This is a genomic window from Neptunomonas marina (genome assembly GCF_004005935.1).
GTDB classification, from domain to species: domain Bacteria; phylum Pseudomonadota; class Gammaproteobacteria; order Pseudomonadales; family Balneatricaceae; genus Neptunomonas; species Neptunomonas marina.
Map to the genome: position 1 here is coordinate 216,994 of NZ_SACQ01000006.1, position 16,937 is coordinate 233,930.

A 16,937-nucleotide genomic window follows, 5' to 3' on the forward strand; every position below is an offset into this window, starting at 1 on the left:
GCCGAGCTTTTTTGTATCTACTGCTTTTAAAGCAAATTGACGACGGCCCATATAGTAGCAGCGGCTACGGCAGCAATGACGATGGCTCGTAGTAGAGGGAGTGTGCTTGCTGTTGTGCCTAACGGGGCTATCTTCTTACCGGTTACCATAGCAGGGACGATCGGGTCTTTTTTCACGACCGCATGATAAACCACGGCTAAGACGTGCAGTGCGACAGCTGCCAAGATAAAGTCGAAGGTCTGTTTATGGATGCTAGAGAGTGTGGAGACCATATCGCTACTGACCAGATGGACCAGTGGCCCGTCCGTAAAAATATCGTCACTGGTGAATAAGCCGGTCACTCCTTGGGTGGCCACTAACAGCAGTAATGCAATCACCATCCAGCCGCCTAATGGATTATGGCCCACAAAGTGGGGCTCTTTCCCTTTGCTAAAGGCGAGCGCGTAGCGCAGTGTTGCTTTGGGTGAACGAATAAACTCTTTAAAGCGTGCATAATGGGAGCCCACCAGACCCCAAAGTATGCGATAGGTGACTAATCCGAGTACGGTATAGCCGATATACATATGCCAGGTCATATCGCCGCCCTCTTCACCGGAGTACCACAGATAACCGATAGCAGCGACCAGTGCCCAGTGGAATAACCGGATAGAAAGGTCCCAGACCTGAATGCGGGTAGTGGGTTCGACTTGTTGCGTCATGTTTACACTCCATTGATCCCAAGGTGGGTCAGAATACCTGCAGCGTAGCCGAGCGCGATGGCCCAGCTCCACCTCAGGTGGCTATAAAACGTATAGGTGCCCTGTGCTTGTCCCATCAGGGCGATGCCAGCTGCGGAGCCGATCGATAACAATGACCCACCCACTCCGGCTGTCAGCGTGACGAGCAGCCAAGCGTTAGTGCTCATGGAAGGCTCCATCGTGAGCACCGCAAACATCACGGGGATATTATCAACCAAAGAGGAGAGGATCCCTACCAAGATATTGGCCCAAATCACACCGAGGTTGCCATAGAGTTGCTCAGACAATAGCGTGAGATAACCCAGTGTTGAGAGGCCACCAACGCACATGACGACGCCATAGAAAAACATCAACGTATCCCATGAAGAGCGCTCTACCACACGGAAGATATCAAAACGGCGTATCACATCGGTATGGTCACCCCGATAACTACCCTCCGTTGGCAATTCGCTGCCAGGGTGCTTCGTGGCCGGATGGCTCTCATGACGGCATAGGTAAAAGATGTAGATCTTTAACACCCCAAGCCCTGTCATCATGCCCAACACAGGCGGCAGGTGAAGATAGCTATGTGAGCTTACCGCCAATGCGATAGTCGCCGCGAAAAGCCCAATCGTAACAAGCCCACCGGGTTTCAATACCGAGTGCTCGCTGTTATCACATGAACCGGGCGCTGCGGTTATGCCCCAAGACATGATGGCAGCGGGCACCAACCAATTGATCAGAGAAGGCAGGAACAGGGCAAAGAAATCACCGAACTGTACCATCCCTTTCTGCCACACCATCAAGGTAGTGATATCCCCAAAAGGACTAAACGCACCACCCGCATTGGCAGCGATGACAACATTGATACACCCCACCGTGACAAACTGGGTGTAGCCGTTGCCGACGGCCATTACCACCGCGCCCATCAGTAGGGCGGTAGACAAATTATCTGCGATGGGTGAAAGCGCGAAAGCCAATCCACCGGTGATCCAATAGATTTGACGTAATGAAAACTGCTTTTGTATTAACCAGTTACGCAGTGCGGCGAATACCTGTCGCTCCTCCATCGTGTTGATAAATGTCATCGCGGCGAGCAAGAAAAAGAACAGCTCGGCGTACTCTAAAATATTATGACGTAACGCCTCTCCGGCGGTGTGGTGGTCACCCTGTGCTATGTAAGCAAGCCCGACGAGTAACCAGATGAGGCCCGCTGCCACAATAATTGGCTTGGACTTGCGTAGTTGGGTGACCTCTTCGCCCAGTACCAATACATACCCGATGCAAAACACACCAACCGCCAGATAGCCATATAGGCTGGTGGTTAAGTCAACAGGGCTTGCTGGCGAGCCGCTGGTAAAACCGAATGCCCAGCTTGCAGTACCGAGCAAAACAAGACAAAACAGGCCGTTTTTTAACCAGAATAAGGTTTGTTGGGAAGCCAAATACATGCGCTAGTGATGCCTTTGGGATGAGTTAACGACAATGGAGGCGGCTGCTCAATGTGAAAAGATCAACAATACACTGAGCGCCCGAAGTTGTTAATTAGCATACGCTGATTTTTGCATCGCATCAAAACACTTAAGGGCGTTGATAGTGAGTGTTCAAACGCTTTTATCGCCTTCAAATAAGGGTGCCTTAAAGAGCGCTTTTCGGTTAAAATGTGTGCCCTTTTTAATTTGCGAACAGTTGAGCGTCAGCGATGGAAGTCAATCCAATCATTAACGATCTTAAAGATATCGGTGAACGAACCGAAGCTTTGTACGGCTATCTGGATTACCCAGCTAAGAAAGAGCGCCTCGAAGAGGTTGAGCGTGAGCTGGAAGACCCGAATGTTTGGAATGATCCTGATTACGCGCAAAAGCTCGGCAAAGAGCGCTCTGCACTAGAGACCGTGGTTAAAACACTGGAAGAGCTTAAGGCCGGCGCTGTGGATGTTCGTGATCTGTTAGATATGGCAGTAGAAGAGGACGACGAAGAGACGGTAGAGGATGTTATATCTGAAGTCAGTGCTCTGATGACTAAGCTACAAGGCTTGGAGTTCCGCCGTATGTTTGCCGGAGAGGCGGACGAGAACAACGCGTTCTTGGATATTCAGTCTGGTTCGGGCGGTACTGAAGCCCAAGATTGGGCCAATATGGTACTGCGTATGTACCTGCGTTGGGGCGAAGAGAAAGGCTTCAAAACAGAACTCATTGAAGTGTCTGATGGTGATGTTGCAGGTATTAAGTCCGCGACGATCCGTTTTGAGGGTGAGTACGCCTTTGGTTGGCTGCGCACAGAAACCGGCGTACACCGTTTAGTGCGTAAATCGCCATTCGACTCTGGTGGCCGCCGCCACACCTCGTTCTGCTCGGTATTTGTATCGCCAGAGATTGATGACAACGTCGAGATCGACATCAACCCTGCGGATCTGCGTATTGATGTTTACCGTGCCTCAGGTGCCGGTGGTCAGCACGTTAACCGGACTGAATCTGCGGTACGTATCACCCACGAACCATCAGGTATCGTGGTGCAGTCACAAAGCCAGCGCTCGCAGCACCAAAACAAAGATACCTGTATGAAGCAGCTACGGGCAAAACTTTACGAGATCGAGATGCTTAAGCGCAGTGAAGCGGCGCAAGAGCTTGAAGATTCAAAAGCTGATATCGGCTGGGGCAGCCAAATTCGCTCTTACGTGCTGGATGATCAGCGCATTAAAGATCTGCGTACCAATGTGCAGACCTCCAACTGTGACAAAGTCCTTGATGGCGATCTTGATCTCTTCATCGAGGCTAGCCTAAAAGCCGGCCTGTAGTTACGTAACTAATCACTATGCTGGGCGCTTGCGAGTGCTCAGCAAGAAATAAACCCAAGCAAAAGGTTTTTAATAACATGTCTGATAACACTCAGCAGCAAGATGAGAATCGCCTGATCGCTGAACGCCGCGAAAAGCTCAATGCGTTGCGCGAGCAGGGAAATGCGTTCCCCAACAACTTCCGTCGCGATAGCTATGCACAAGACCTGCAGGCTAATTATGGCGATAAATCGAAGGAAGAGCTCGCTGAGGCAGGCATTAAGGTAAGCATTGCTGGCCGCGTTATGCTGAACCGTGGTGCGTTTGGTGTTATCCAAGATATGACCGGACGTATCCAGTTTTACGTTAACAAAGAAGCGCGTACGTTTGCTAAGAGCTTGGATCTGGGCGATATCATCGGTATCACTGGGGAGCTACACAAATCTGGCAAAGGTGACCTCTACGTTGATCTTGGCGAGTATCAGCTTCTCACGAAGAACCTACGTCCCCTGCCTGACAAGCATAAAGGTCTGCAAGACACCGAGATGCGCTATCGTCAGCGTTACGTTGACCTGATCACCAATGACGAATCGCGTCGCGTGTTTGAGATCCGCTCAAAAGTGGTGTCTGGGATTCGTAAGTTCCTAGAGGAGCGCCGCTTTATTGAAGCAGAAACCCCCATGCTGCAGGTGATCCCAGGTGGTGCATCGGCGCGCCCGTTTATTACGCATCACAATGCACTAGATCGTGATATGTACCTGCGTATCGCGCCAGAGCTGTACTTGAAGCGTTTGGTTGTGGGTGGTGTTGAGCGTGTCTTTGAGATCAACCGTAACTTCCGTAACGAAGGTTTGTCGACGCGCCACAACCCTGAATTTACGATGCTTGAGTTCTACCAGGCCTACGCTGACTTCAATGATCTGATGGATCTAACGGAAGAGATGCTACGCAAGTTGGCCAATGACGTGCTAGGTACCACGACCCTGACATATCAGGGTGAAGAGTATGACCTAGGGGCACCGTTCACGCGCATCAGCGTGTTTGACTCTATCTTGCATTACAACCCAGAGCTGAGCGCTGCTGATATCGATAACATCGAATCAGCACGAGCGGTTGCTGATAAACTGGGTATCCCGCTAAAAGATAGCTACGGCTTGGGTAAAGTACAGATCGAGATCTTCGAGAAAACTGTGGAAGACCGACTGGATCAGCCGACGTTTATCACTGAATACCCAGCCGAAGTGTCGCCATTGGCGCGCCGCAACGATAACAACCCATTTATCACAGACCGCTTTGAGTTCTTTATCGGTGGTCGTGAAGTGGCAAACGGCTTCTCGGAGCTCAATGACTCGGAAGATCAGGCAGAGCGCTTCCGTGCTCAAGTTGCTGAGAAAGATGCTGGCGATGACGAAGCCATGCACTACGACGATGATTACATCAATGCGTTGGAATATGGCTTGCCGCCAACAGCGGGCGAGGGTATCGGTATTGACCGTCTAGTGATGTTCTTCGCCGATTGTGATTCGATCCGCGATGTTATCTTGTTCCCAGCGATGCGTCCGCGCCAGTCATAGGATTCGCTTTCGTACAAAAAACCCGCTAATGCGGGTTTTTTTTGGCTGTTTGTTAAAGCCAGCTACCAGTTACGACAGTTGCTTACGATAGCCCACAGGCATAGAAAACAGCGGAACCGAGAGGGTCCTGTTTCGCTTTTAAGAGAGCTTCTTCTGAACGCGATAAAAGCGCTTCTGGGGTGCTGCCATCAGATGGGTACTGGGCAATACCAATATTACAGGTGATCGATGCATACTGGCCTGTTGAAAGCAGGTAGGGCTTGCTGATGCGGTGTCTAACATCGTCAATGATGCGTGTTAGCGGCTCCTGCTGGGAGATACCCGTGAGCAGCAATACGAACTTGTCGCCGCCAATGCGGGCCACTGTATCGACATCGCGTACACAGCTCGTTAAGCGCGGTGCGACATCTTTAAGAATCTCATCCCCGGCATCGTGGCCGTAGATATCGTTGACCAAGCGGAAGTTACTCAGCCCTATGCAGACGATGGCGATGGTCGACTCTTTACGTTTGGCGAAGCTTAAAGCCAGTTTACAGCGGTCTAAGAAAAGGTTGCGGTTGGGTAGGTCTGTGAGGATATCGAACTGTGCCAGGTGGTGCATTTGGCGCTCGGACTCTTTGCGTGCATTGATATCCTCAAGATGACCGGCCATACGCATTGGCTTATCTTCATCGCTCCACTCCACTACCTTACCGCGGCTGATCACCCATGAAGGGCTGCCATCGCTACGTAGAATACGATACTCGACTACTAAGTAGTCCTTTTGCTTTTTGAGGACTGCTTCGAGTTGGCGCTGAACATCGCTTGCATCATCCGGGTGGATCAGCTCAAACCATTGGCTGCGTGTCGTGTGTTGGCACTGCTCTCTAGATAGGCCACAGATATCGGCCCAACGTTGGTCACAACTGAGGTTGTCTTGCATCAGGTCCCACTGCCATGTGCCGACATTGGTGCCCTGTATAATTTCGGCAAGGCGCTGCTGTTCGTTGCTAAGCAGTTGCGCGTTCTTTTTATGGGTGGCGCGGCTCCAGCTAAGAATAGCCACTGCGACCATCAGCATTGCAACGGCAATCGAGAGGAGAATCACGATCTGCTGCGAGTAGCTTTTGATCTGTCCTGCTTGTTCATCCACAACCCCTTCCAAACGATCTTGATAGTGCCAAAGACTGTCTTGCATATCCCGAGTCACGGAGATATCCGTCACGATCGAGAGCAATAGTGTGCGGTCGCTAAAGGTGTAGGGCGATGAGTTGACCTCAACCGTACGGATGCCATTCTCTTTGGTTCGGTGACGAAAGATGAAGTAATCGCGGTTCTGTTGAGCTGCAAGATTCATCTCGTCCGTGACCTGCTGGCTCGAAAGCGCGTTAATATCTTGGATGCGCATCTGCAGCATTTCGGTGAGCGAGTAGCCATAAAAGCGCTGTGCCGCGCTGTTGGCATTGATGATGCGGCCCGAGTCTGGGTCAATCAGCATCATCACGGCGCTCTGTTGCTGGAATACTTCCCAGAAAAACGGCTCGTTTTTGGCTGCGATGGCAGCTTGGCTGCTCCAAAAGACCAATACAGCAAGTAGAAGTCGAATCATCATTGGCAAATTAAGTGGCACTACCTAGTTATGTGGCAAAAGTTGGCACTGTGGCTCTTGAAAAAGCACAGCGCGGAGAGGCCGCGCTGCTACTTAATATATACAGTAGTCCAAAATTGTCCCACCCACTAACTATTTACAGGTCTTTCGGCTGCTTTGTGGGCTCTTCTAGTTGAGCTTCGTCAGGTCTGTCGTTGATATCTGAAACCAGCTTATCGGGTACCTGTTCAGCGTCGTTTAGGATCTCGACCATCTCAGAAGCCATATCAGGTAAGTTTTCAACAACCGCCGCTGCAATGTTAACCGCTTGTTCGGGCTGGTTCTCAGCAAAGTGAGTCACCAGCTCTGTGGCGGACTCATGGTACGCTTCTACCTCCGCAGGGCGGATCTCTTCAGGCTCTTCGATCACCGGCGCTGGGAACTCCTCGGCGATTTCGGCCACCATCTCGGCTAGCTTATCCGGTTGGTTTTCGGCTAACCAAGCGACCAGTTCTGTTGACTGCTCAGGGGCATTGCTCGCAAGTGCCTCCGCAATCTCTAAGCTCAGTTCAGGCGCAGCTTTGATAATTGAGCTAAACAGCCGAGCAACATCGATGTCATCAACCTGAGCAAGCGCTGCTGTTAAGCTTGCGGCCTTTTCAGGCGATGTTTGAGCGATCTCTTTAGCCATATTTACCGCGGCGGCTGGACTGCTTTCGGCGATCGTAATGGCTACCTGCGCCTCTAGCGAGATAGGTAGATCTAAGATCTCATACTGGGTCCGTGGGTCAAGCTCATAAAGCGCCGTGGCAACGGATGGTTGCTGGATAACGAAGCTCTCTTGCTCCTCCACCGGTAGCGCCGCGCGAGCTTTCATGCGGTAAACAACAAAGATCAGCAGTAATCCTTGGGCAACCGCGAGGAAGCTAAACAGTGCATCGTCACCTAGCTTTTGCATTGTGTAAGAGGAGGCGAGAGGACCGAAGATACTACCCAGCGCGTAGATCATGAGTAGGCCGCCCATCGCCGATGCCATCTCGGAGCGCTGAATGCGGTCAAATGTCTCAGCAATGCTCATTGGGTAAAGGCACGTAAAGATACCGGTTGAGATGCCCGTGGTGACAAGCATTAGGTAAAAGAGGCTGTTATGTGCGCCGAATGGGGTTGCCAATGTGGTAGCGATACTAATCACCAGTAGGTAAAAAAGAACGCTACGTCGATCGAAGCGGTCTGACAGCACACCCACAGGGAACTGCAAAATAAAGGCGCCGAACACTGCGGCTGCAACGTACAAAGAGAGGTTAAAGCCAACAATATCGTAGTGTTTCGCGAACACCGGCAGCATGTTAATGATCGCACCATAGAGTAGGCCGCTGAAAAAGCAGGCCGTCACGCCCAGCGGCGATGCTTTGATCAAATCACGGTATGACATGCCCGTCATTTCGTGGATGGTCGGTCCAACACGCTTACTTAGAATCAATGGCAACAGCGCAAAACAGAGCAAAATGCCAGCGATGACAAAGAGCTTGGTGCCCTCTGGCGGTGCAATGTTCAACAGAAACTGGCCGCAAAAGAGCGCTGCCATCACGACAATTTGGCTAGTCGCAAGAATACGGCCACGGGTTTGCTCGCTTGCTGCGTCGCTTAGCCAGCCGTCAATAACCGCAAATGCACAGGCGATACTGAAACCCATCACCATACGCATAATGCCCCACAGCCACTCATTTACATATAAACTGCACAACAAAATGGCCATAGCCGACATAGCAGCGCTAGCGGCAAAAATACGTATATGACCGACGCGGTCGATGAGTCTACGGCAATAGTAACCGCCCAGTAGCATGCCAACGGCATACATGGACAAGACTAAACCGATGGTGTCGGTACTGATGTTTTCTATCCCCATTCGCACGGGCAATAAGATGCCGATAAGGCCAAAGCCCAGCATTAAAATAAAGCAGCTCGCGAAAAGCGAAACGAGGGGGAAAAGGGTGACGATCACTGCATTTTTTTCCAATTATTCGGGGTTGATAATATTTTTGCGGACGTTACGGCTCAGCAAAGTTTAAGTCAATATTATTGAGTGTTTTTTCGCCACTTTTTAGCGAGAATTCATTGGTGTAAAAAAGGGCAAAATGGACATGAGTATGCATCGCCTTTGGCTAATAAAGCGGGACTTTCCTGGAAAGCGTTGGGTTAGTATTTTGCTGCGGACTACACACCTTGTCGGTATCGCAGGGCTGGCAGGTCTGTATCTGTTTGATTTACCTGTACAAACATACCAAGGCTACCTGTTGCTAGCGGTGCTGAGCGGCGCGCTGATGGTTGTCAAAGAGATATACTGCAACCCGGTATGGCTAATGCAATTGCGCGGACAGGCCATCATTATCAAACTCGCGCTACTTTCGTTGGGATGGTGGCTGGCCTCTTCGCCAGAGGCGGGAATCTATCTCACTGTCATTATTATCTCGGGAATCGTTGCCCATGCACCGGGTAAGGTGCGTTACTATTCGTTGTGGCATCGGCGTGTGGTCACACGTGACCAATTTGCGCCTTTTGGAACGGTAAAAGACTGTGGAGAACCTTAACGATATGGCTTTAGACAATGCCCCCTCGTGGCAGCCTCACCTAGCTGGTGAGTTTGATGCGCCTTACATGTTGGCTTTAAAAGCGTTTTTACAGGATGAAAAAAGCCAGCGCCAAACGATCTATCCCCACTCCAGTGAATGGTTTCATGCATTCGAGTGTACGCCGCTCGAACAAGTTAAGGTCGTGATCATTGGGCAAGACCCCTACCATCAACCGGGGCAGGCACATGGCTTATGTTTTTCTGTTCGTCCTGGTGTGAAAGTGCCGCCGTCTCTAGTGAATATCTACAAAGAGCTTAAGACCGACTTGAATGTTGAGCCAGTCGCGCATGGTTTTCTCGATAGTTGGGCAAATCAGGGCGTATTGCTACTTAACAGCGTACTTACGGTGCGCGATTCAAACGCGGCATCACATCAAGGTAAGGGCTGGGAGCAGTTTACGGACAAAGTGATTGAGGTGGTGAACCGCGAGTGTGATCACGTGGTGTTTCTACTATGGGGAGCTTATGCGCAAAAGAAGGGAGCGGTGATCGATACCACCCGCCATTGCGTGCTTAAAGCGCCGCATCCATCACCGTTGGCTGCACACCGTGGCTTTTTCGGCTGCCGCCATTTCAGCCAAGCTAATCAATATTTGATGGATCAGGGGCGCGAGCCGATCAACTGGCAACTACCCGCAAACGCTGGTTAGCGAACTGATCATCAGGCTCTGTTGTCTTTGTTAATGTAATAACAAAAACAACGGACCTAGGTGGCGGTTATGCGTATTGTAGCAATTTGGTTTCTTAGCTTTTTTGTCGCTCATTCGGCGCTTGCCGATTACTCAATCGAGCCGCTCGGCGATGGTTTGTATCGGTTTGTTGATGACCGCCATCGCGCCGTATTTTTGGTGACCGATGAGGGGATCGTACTTGTTGATACGCTGAATAGCCGTGCCGCAGCTTGGCTGAAAGCAGAACTTGATAAACGCTTTGATGTGCCGGTTCGCTATGTCATCTACAGCCATAATCACAGCGATCATATCTATGGCGCCGAAGCGTTTGATGCACCGGGTGTCACCTTTATTGCTCACAGGTTAGCGGCGCAAGATATTCAGATCACCAAAACCAAAACTGTTGCGCCTGATATTAGCTTTTCTGACCAGCTCGCTTTAGATGTGGGTGGTCAACGCATCCTGTTGCGTTACCACGGCCCAAATGATGGTCGTGGCTCGGTTAGTGTTGAGTTTAAGCGCCAACGAACGCTCTTTGTGGTGGATTGGATTGTGCTGAATCGGATGCCTTGGCGTAAGCTTTGGAGTTACGATATTCAAGGTATGATCAACTCGACGCGCGATGTACTCGCACTAGATTTTGACACCTTTGTTGGCGGGCATGCTGATATCGGCACGAAGGCGGAGATTGTGCACTATCTGGGCTACCTCGAAGCTTTATATGAACTGGTAGTGAGTGGTATCCAAGCCGGAAAAACACTATCCGAAATTCAGCAGCAAGCGCGGCTCGCGCCGTATGCGGGACTACCACACTATGATGCGTGGCTTGCGGATAACATCGAGGGCGTTTACGAGCGTCTCATGGAGGAGTCAGGTATGGGCTGGCGGCCTGATCTATAACAAGGAGCGGTGCGCAAGCAGCTTCCACTCAAATGGCGTCAAGGACGACAGCGTATGAAACATCATCAATATTGCCAACAGACATATTTATTAGTTGAGTTGAGGTGTTTTTAATATGTATTCCCTTACCTCAAAGAAACCAGTTATGAGAATGGTGATATGGTTGTCATAAACGTAGTAGTTTTTAAGGTAGAACGCGTTTGAGAGCGAGAGAAATAGGCTTCGGCGAGATCAATTTGCCTCCGCCTTGATAATAAATTTACGCTACAAAGATCTAAATATACGGGCTCTTTTTAGCTCGAGCGGGTGAGCGTCGTTAACGCTTATTTACAAGCACATCTAATGTCATTACCGAATACGGATGAAAGTCATACGTGCTGAGGCTGCTAGTTTTGGCTACTTACAAACTGCTCAAAGAAGCGGTCAGAGCTGTACAAGTCGTCTGAGAAGTTTTGCACGCGTTTTATTTTCCCGTTCTCGATTTGGTACAACAGAACCCAATTAATATCGATGTTCTCGCCGTTGGTACTACTGTATCCGCGATGGGCGTCGATTACGTAGGTATCGTTGGCTGCTAGTATCATAACTTCTGCTTTGAAGCCAGCAGCGCCTAGTTGCTTAAAAAAATCCGTGAACGCTTCGATTCCACGTTTGGTTCCTGCTAGTGGGTGGCGCCCTGGTATATGCCACTCCACATCGTCCGCGACATATTCCTTAATCTGTTCTATATCACCGGTACTGTATGCTGCGAAGAAGTCTTGAACAACATTCAAAGCTTTACTATTTTCTGAGCCTTTCGCAATGGGGAATTCTGGTTTGGGCCAGAGCTCGGAGCTATTTATTTCGGTCGCATCAGCAATATGTATGTTGTTAGAGGCCAGAGTAGGCAGAGCTATTGCCAGTGTGATTGGTAGTGCAACTAGGAGTGATTTTAACATGGGAGGTACCTTTCTGTTTTGAACTACAGGCAGGGTACCCCTATTTGGTAATTAGGATTAGGCTTATAAATCATCATGGACTGTTAGGCAAAAACTAACAGTTAGGTGTTATTTAGCGTATTTCTATTCGTATTTTAAGTTTACTTTAGATCTTCTGCTCTGCTAAATGCTCATTAAAGAGACGCATGTTATCCACATAGTGAGCTGCATTTTCGATCAAGCCTTGGCGCTGCGCCTCGTTAAGTTCGCGCTTCACTTTGGCAGGCGAGCCCACGACCAGTGAATAGTCGGGGATCTCCATCCCTTCTGGGACCAACGCGTTAGCACCGATTAAACAGCCTTTACCTATCTTCGCTCCATTGAGCACCACCGCACCGATACCGATAAGGGAACCATCGCCAATGCTGCAACCGTGCAACATCGCTTGGTGCCCAACCGTAACATGCTTGCCAAGTGTTAGCGCAAAGCCCGGATCAGTGTGTAGCACCGCGCCGTCTTGGATATTACTGCCTTCACCGATAACGATAGGGTCATTGTCGCCGCGGATCACTGCGTTAAACCAGACGCTACTATTGTTGTGTAGCGTCACATTGCCGATAACAGTGGCATTTGGGGCGATGAAGTGCTCATCGCCTACACAGGTAACCTTTCTACCTTTAAGTTGATATAGCATCAAAAGCCCCTTTAGTTTGACTAACGCTTCTTCTCAAATAGCTCAGGATCGAGCGTATATGGCAGCTCGGCGTGCGATAACGGCGTATTTTGTTCTGCAAGCTTAAGGCTGCTCTCTTCCGCTGACTTGTTCATGATAGCGAGCATGTGTACCTGGCCATTATCAGCGGATGCAGCGTACAGAACTTGGCCAACCCGCTCTTTGTCTGTGCTATCGAGATAGTCGCCTGCCTGTGGCAGCGTTTCACATTCACCAACGAGGTGGTACATGCATTTATTGAGCTTACCGCGATGCTGCAAACGCGTCACAATCTCTTGGCCGGTGTAGCAACCCTTTGTGAAACTCACGCCCTTGAATACCTGTAGGTTCGCCATTTGCGGGATAAACGTCTCTTGCGTTGCTGGACGAAGATCAGGAATGCCAGCTTCAATTTCACTCAGCAACCATTCGCGTGTTGATCCCATCGGCGCGATGCGCTCCAACTGAGCGATAACTTCAGGCGCTTTCTCCACCGGCATCCACAGTTCATAGCGCTCTTGAGGAACGCGGATGATATGAACATCGCCACTGCGGACCAAACGGTCTGTTTCGCTCGGTGCGGTTTCAGTGAGTTTTTCGACTAAAGCGGTTGCCCCAGGGCCGATCAGGCCAAGGCCAACCATCTCTTGGCTAACATTTTTTGCTTCTGCTTTTGAGAATACGATGTACTTTTGTAAGCTCTGAAGTGCGCCTGCCGCCGTGCTACGGTGCAGACGAAGCAGAAAGCCACCATCCGTTTTCATCAGGCGGTATAGCGCTATCATGCTGCCCTTGATCGCGCAGTGCGCGCCTAGGCGGCTACCCATTTGGCTAACATCCTGAAGATCACACGTGAGTTGGCCTTGCAGAAACTTCTCTGCATCTTCGCCAACCACGCTGATCACTTCGTGGTGAACCAATGGAACAATGCGTGTGGAGTGAGTGCTTTGCTCACCTTTACAGATAACTTCACTACCATCTTCTGCCAAGGTCATCTGATAATTATTAAGTAATGTGTGCCATGGACTCATGATGACTTTCCTTTGTAGGGGAGCGCTAAGTGCGCACCGAACCAATCTTCTTACCTAGCTCCACAGGGCTCTGCGCTGTAAGCTCGTCGAGCCACTGTGTCGCATCTTTGCCAAACAGGAGGACAACGGTTGAGCCAAGTTTAAATCGGCCCATCTCTGCCCCTTTTTCTAGCGTTACCGGCAACTGTTTAGCATTACCATATTGGGTGCGCAGCGGTTGTTTTAAAGGTGGTGCCACTTGGCCTTCCCAAACGGTTTCAATACCGGCCACAATCATGGCCCCCACCAATACCATCGCCATCGGCCCCGCTTCTGTATCGAAAATCGCGACATGGCGCTCATTGCGTGCGAACAACTGGTCGACATTCTCAGCGGTTGTTTGGTTCACAGAGAATAGGTCGCCCGGTACGTAGATCGTTTCGCGCAGTGTGCCTCGCAGTGGCATATGGACACGATGATAATCCCGTGGTGATAGATAGATGGTGGCGAAACTACCGTTTTTAAAGTCTTCTGCTAATTTTTCGCAGCCTCCTAGCAACGTTGAAAGGCCATAGCCGCGGCCTTTGGCTTGGAAAATCCGACCATGCTCAATTGGGCCGAGTTGGCTAATCGCGCCGTCCGCAGGAGAGACGATGGTGTCCTCGCCTTGGTCAATGGAACGAGCGTCAGGTTTTAACTCGCGTGTAAAAAAAGCGTTAAAATTCTCATAGGCTGTGGGCTCTTCGACCAGCGCCTCCTGCATATTGATGGCATATTTCTTGGCGAACTGGCGAATAAAAAAGTTCTTAACCCACGGGGTTTTACACTCTGCTAAGCGGCCAACAAGGCGAGAGAGTAGATGTTGAGGCACAAGGTGTTGAAAGAGAATAAACAGCGTTTGCTTCACTGAAAGCTCCAAAAAAAGCGTTGAATCGTATTATTTTTCGACAGGGGTGTCTGGGGCGTTGCCCCATTCAAACCAAGAGGCGTCGTAACAGCGGATATCGCGGATTCCCGCATGGCGAGCCGCGATGTAAGTTAAGCCAGAGCGGCGGTGTGTTTGGCAGTGGGTCACCACGGTTTTGTCCATATCGATCCCAGCGGCCGTTATTTGTTGGCGCAAGCTTGCGGGGTCAGCCAGTGTGGCTGGCGTCAAACCGCTGAGCGTGTCGGTCCATTCGAGCCAGTGCGCCCCCGGAATGTGGCCGCCTTTCGCTGCATTGATCACTTTTTCGCCGGTGTACTCGCTTCGTGAGCGGGCATCCCAAATCGACAGTGAACCGTTATTTAAGTTTTGCAGTATAAAGCTTTTGTCTGCAACAAGCGGTTGATCTGCGTTAACAGTGAGGGCCGATGGTGTCGGCTGGTGGTCCTGTTGGCTTATCGATAGTCCAGCTTCTATCCATGCAGCTAGATGGCCGTTTAGGAAGGAGGCGTTTTGTAATCCGCAGCAATGCATACTCCAGATAAAACGTCCCGCCCATGGCCCGTATTGGTCGTCATAAACAACTACATGTGAATCTTGCGTAATGCCACACTCTGAGAAGAGAGCAGACAACTGCTCACTACTGGGAAGCGTGTTGGCAATCGGTGTTGAGCCACTGAGTAACCGTGTGGGATCAATGTTGATCGCACCGGGGATGTGGCCTTGTTGGTAATGCTCTGTAGATGACAGATCAACAACAATAAGGTTAGCGTCGGTTAGGACAGGCGCAAGTTGCGCAGGATCGATAACCAAAGGTAATAGCATAGTGAGTCCACTAAATTTTGCTGGATATCGATCATAGCGATTTGTGGTGACGGACTCAATCGTTGCTACTGGCTCATCCGTTTTAAAGCGAGTGTTGCAGCCGAACAAAGATATTTAAAGCGCTCTTGGTGAAAACTACTCAGCTGAAGTGTCTCTCCTGCGTCGGCGTAAACCACTGCAACGACGCCACTGGTGCGAAAAACAGACATCAGCAAGCAGCCAGATTCTGGTATTTGGTCAGCAAAAGCGTCCGGGATCATCGGCTTATATTTGGTCAAGTTCTCAGCTTGAATCCAGATCAACCCCGGCTTTTCAGTCAGCTTCTTAAATACGCTTGGAATACTGAGGTCGATCTCATACGAGGCCAGTGGGTGTGTTTTTTCAAGCCCAAAGGCTTGCGCGGCTTTGAGCGAGTGCTGCTTTGTATTGGCGATATTCAGCACGACGCGCGGTAGGCCTAACCCTTGAATCAGGCCCTGCATGAGGCCTTGCAGAATATGGGCGGGTTTCGTGTAGAGATGATACCCCTTCACAAAACGCTCTGCTGTTTGATTAAAGATTTCGGCGTTTGCCAGCTCATCGGGAAGGTGTGTTTGTACCTCGGTGGGTGCTGGAGGTGGCACAGCTTTTTTCTTCGGTGCAGGCTTCACAGGCTGTGGATATTTACCCGATATCTGCTTGAGCTCCCGCTCACTGAGCTGGAAGTTGCGCGGGAAATCAGAGGGGATAAATAGCATGTCCGCAGCGGGCGACAGTGTACCCGGCACATGGTAGTGACGTGATGCGGCTGCACAGCCTTGATGTAATAAGGCCATCGTTTGATCAAGCTCTAAACCCAGATAATCAGCAATAATATCGGGCGTATTGATATGCCGTGAGCTGCGCCAGTTGTGACTGACGATCTGGGCAAGCCAGTTCCCCAGTTTAATTGGGAAGTAACGCTCTTGTACCAGATGATTCATTTCACGTAGCTGCTCATCATCAAGGCGAGGATCGCCGAGTGCGCGCTGGTGCAAGCGTGCGAGCATCCCTCTTGATGGCGATGTTTCTGGGTCTTGTGCTTCAATGGTTAGCTCTGATAGCCCCCAAACCTGCGACAGCGCCATGGAGATATGCTGAATAGTGCAGCCCAGTACATCGTGCTCTGCCAAACTTTGATCGATCTGCTCTTCGCGTACTTTGATCTGGATTTTATTCATGTGCAGCGGCGCATGGAGCCATAACGACCAATGGGCGACACCATAAAAGAGCGCAGCTAAAAAGCTCTCTTCTACAAAGGGAAGCTTCTTGCGCTGTAACCAAGAACGCACCTGAAACGCGGCGTGGTAGCTGTTGGCTAATGAGCGTAAGTACTGCTTTTGCTGGACGCTAGCTGGATTGATTTTAACCGGCTGTAGCTTACGGCTGATGGCCAGCAGCGGATCCATGCCGAGCGAGGAAACCGCGTGATCAATACTAGAGACGCGGCTGCCTTTTGCAGCATGAGCTTTTTCCGCTTCTCGCACGACATGGAATGACAGAATCGGATCATGTTTGACGACATGAGTGAGGTCGCTGATGGTTGATGAGTCGCTCAGTAATAGTGAGCGTAGCCGCTTTAAGCTACTGGCACGCACGGGAAACGGTTTGTGTTGCAGGTATTCAGCCCATGCATCACTGCCGTAAAGGATAGAAGTTTTGTCGTCCTGTTGTTCGGGTGCGTCGGAATCAGCCAT

At 50.4% G+C, this 16,937-nt stretch carries 15 protein-coding genes; 5 read left to right on the forward strand and 10 right to left on the reverse strand.

All coding sequences use genetic code 11. The annotated features are described in order from the left end of the window. Positions 1 to 26: 26 nt before the first annotated feature. Both EOE65_RS13720 and nhaD read right to left on the reverse strand, forming a co-directional pair. Positions 27 to 698, reverse strand: coding sequence for a cytochrome b/b6 domain-containing protein (locus tag EOE65_RS13720; protein ID WP_127694887.1), 672 nt, complete (start codon positions 696 to 698; stop codon positions 27 to 29). 2 nt (positions 699 to 700) lie between these two features. After that, positions 701 to 2,167 carry a sodium:proton antiporter NhaD gene (nhaD, locus tag EOE65_RS13725; protein ID WP_127694888.1) on the reverse strand — a complete coding sequence of 489 codons (1,467 nt, stop codon included), beginning with the start codon at positions 2,165 to 2,167 and terminating at the stop codon, positions 701 to 703. Positions 2,168 to 2,418: 251 nt separating this feature from the next. On the opposite strand from nhaD, the gene prfB reads away from it, so the two are divergent. Continuing rightward, on the forward strand, positions 2,419 to 3,513 hold the full coding sequence (gene prfB / locus EOE65_RS13730) for a peptide chain release factor 2 (RefSeq protein WP_127694889.1): 1,095 nt from the start codon (positions 2,419 to 2,421) through the stop codon (positions 3,511 to 3,513). 77 nt (positions 3,514 to 3,590) lie between these two features. Beyond that, entirely contained in the window at positions 3,591 to 5,066 is a 1,476-nt protein-coding gene (gene lysS, locus EOE65_RS13735) for a lysine--tRNA ligase (protein WP_127694890.1), read from the forward strand. A gap of 82 nt (positions 5,067 to 5,148) precedes the next feature. Here lysS and EOE65_RS13740 read toward each other — a convergent pair whose 3' ends face one another. Together EOE65_RS13740 and EOE65_RS13745 are read right to left on the reverse strand one after the other, a co-directional pair. Next, positions 5,149 to 6,657 (reverse strand): sensor domain-containing diguanylate cyclase, encoded by a 1,509-nt coding sequence (locus tag EOE65_RS13740; RefSeq protein ID WP_127694891.1) that lies wholly within the window; start codon positions 6,655 to 6,657, stop codon positions 5,149 to 5,151. Positions 6,658 to 6,790: 133 nt separating this feature from the next. Then, positions 6,791 to 8,635, reverse strand: coding sequence for an MFS transporter (locus tag EOE65_RS13745; protein ID WP_127694892.1), 1,845 nt, complete (start codon positions 8,633 to 8,635; stop codon positions 6,791 to 6,793). A 139-nt stretch (positions 8,636 to 8,774) separates the two neighbouring features. Here EOE65_RS13745 and EOE65_RS13750 point away from each other — a divergent pair, with 139 nt between their 5' ends. From EOE65_RS13750 to EOE65_RS13760, 3 genes are all read left to right on the forward strand, one after another. Next, on the forward strand, positions 8,775 to 9,221 hold the full coding sequence (locus tag EOE65_RS13750; RefSeq protein WP_240656997.1) for a hypothetical protein: 447 nt from the start codon (positions 8,775 to 8,777) through the stop codon (positions 9,219 to 9,221). Between the two features lie 4 nt (positions 9,222 to 9,225). After that, on the forward strand, positions 9,226 to 9,912 hold the full coding sequence (gene ung / locus EOE65_RS13755; RefSeq protein ID WP_127694893.1) for a uracil-DNA glycosylase: 687 nt from the start codon (positions 9,226 to 9,228) through the stop codon (positions 9,910 to 9,912). A gap of 69 nt (positions 9,913 to 9,981) precedes the next feature. Beyond that, entirely contained in the window at positions 9,982 to 10,833 is an 852-nt protein-coding gene (locus EOE65_RS13760; RefSeq protein WP_127694894.1) for an MBL fold metallo-hydrolase, read from the forward strand. A gap of 386 nt (positions 10,834 to 11,219) precedes the next feature. Here the strand turns inward: EOE65_RS13760 and EOE65_RS13765 are convergent, their stop codons facing one another. The 6 genes from EOE65_RS13765 to EOE65_RS13790 form a co-directional block, all read right to left on the reverse strand. Continuing rightward, the gene (locus EOE65_RS13765) at positions 11,220 to 11,771 is read right to left on the reverse strand and encodes a nuclear transport factor 2 family protein (RefSeq protein WP_127694895.1); all 552 of its coding nucleotides are present in this window, start codon (positions 11,769 to 11,771) and stop codon (positions 11,220 to 11,222) included. A 145-nt stretch (positions 11,772 to 11,916) separates the two neighbouring features. Next, positions 11,917 to 12,444, reverse strand: coding sequence for a gamma carbonic anhydrase family protein (locus EOE65_RS13770; RefSeq protein WP_127694896.1), 528 nt, complete (start codon positions 12,442 to 12,444; stop codon positions 11,917 to 11,919). A 20-nt stretch (positions 12,445 to 12,464) separates the two neighbouring features. Next, on the reverse strand, positions 12,465 to 13,493 hold the full coding sequence (gene ygfZ, locus EOE65_RS13775) for a CAF17-like 4Fe-4S cluster assembly/insertion protein YgfZ (RefSeq protein WP_127694897.1): 1,029 nt from the start codon (positions 13,491 to 13,493) through the stop codon (positions 12,465 to 12,467). A 25-nt stretch (positions 13,494 to 13,518) separates the two neighbouring features. After that, positions 13,519 to 14,379, reverse strand: a complete 861-nt coding sequence (gene asd, locus EOE65_RS13780) for an archaetidylserine decarboxylase (RefSeq protein WP_127694898.1) — start codon at positions 14,377 to 14,379, stop codon at positions 13,519 to 13,521. Between the two features lie 30 nt (positions 14,380 to 14,409). After that, positions 14,410 to 15,222, reverse strand: coding sequence for a sulfurtransferase (locus tag EOE65_RS13785; RefSeq protein WP_127694899.1), 813 nt, complete (start codon positions 15,220 to 15,222; stop codon positions 14,410 to 14,412). Between the two features lie 65 nt (positions 15,223 to 15,287). Next, a complete protein-coding gene (locus EOE65_RS13790) occupies positions 15,288 to 16,937 on the reverse strand; it encodes an HDOD domain-containing protein (protein ID WP_127694900.1) in 1,650 nt (549 codons plus the stop codon).

Coding starts and splice junctions, on each gene's coding strand:
- EOE65_RS13720 (WP_127694887.1), bottom strand. CDS start 698: ATGACGCAACAAGTCGAACCCACTACCCGCATTCAGGTCTGGGACCTT.
- nhaD (WP_127694888.1), bottom strand. CDS start 2,167: ATGTATTTGGCTTCCCAACAAACCTTATTCTGGTTAAAAAACGGCCTG.
- prfB (WP_127694889.1), top strand. CDS start 2,419: ATGGAAGTCAATCCAATCATTAACGATCTTAAAGATATCGGTGAACGA.
- lysS (WP_127694890.1), top strand. CDS start 3,591: ATGTCTGATAACACTCAGCAGCAAGATGAGAATCGCCTGATCGCTGAA.
- EOE65_RS13740 (WP_127694891.1), bottom strand. CDS start 6,657: ATGATGATTCGACTTCTACTTGCTGTATTGGTCTTTTGGAGCAGCCAA.
- EOE65_RS13750 (WP_240656997.1), top strand. CDS start 8,775: ATGAGTATGCATCGCCTTTGGCTAATAAAGCGGGACTTTCCTGGAAAG.
- ung (WP_127694893.1), top strand. CDS start 9,226: ATGGCTTTAGACAATGCCCCCTCGTGGCAGCCTCACCTAGCTGGTGAG.
- EOE65_RS13760 (WP_127694894.1), top strand. CDS start 9,982: ATGCGTATTGTAGCAATTTGGTTTCTTAGCTTTTTTGTCGCTCATTCG.
- EOE65_RS13765 (WP_127694895.1), bottom strand. CDS start 11,771: ATGTTAAAATCACTCCTAGTTGCACTACCAATCACACTGGCAATAGCT.
- EOE65_RS13770 (WP_127694896.1), bottom strand. CDS start 12,444: ATGCTATATCAACTTAAAGGTAGAAAGGTTACCTGTGTAGGCGATGAG.
- ygfZ (WP_127694897.1), bottom strand. CDS start 13,493: ATGAGTCCATGGCACACATTACTTAATAATTATCAGATGACCTTGGCA.
- EOE65_RS13785 (WP_127694899.1), bottom strand. CDS start 15,222: ATGCTATTACCTTTGGTTATCGATCCTGCGCAACTTGCGCCTGTCCTA.
- EOE65_RS13790 (WP_127694900.1), bottom strand. CDS start 16,937: ATGGCTGATTCCGACGCACCCGAACAACAGGACGACAAAACTTCTATC.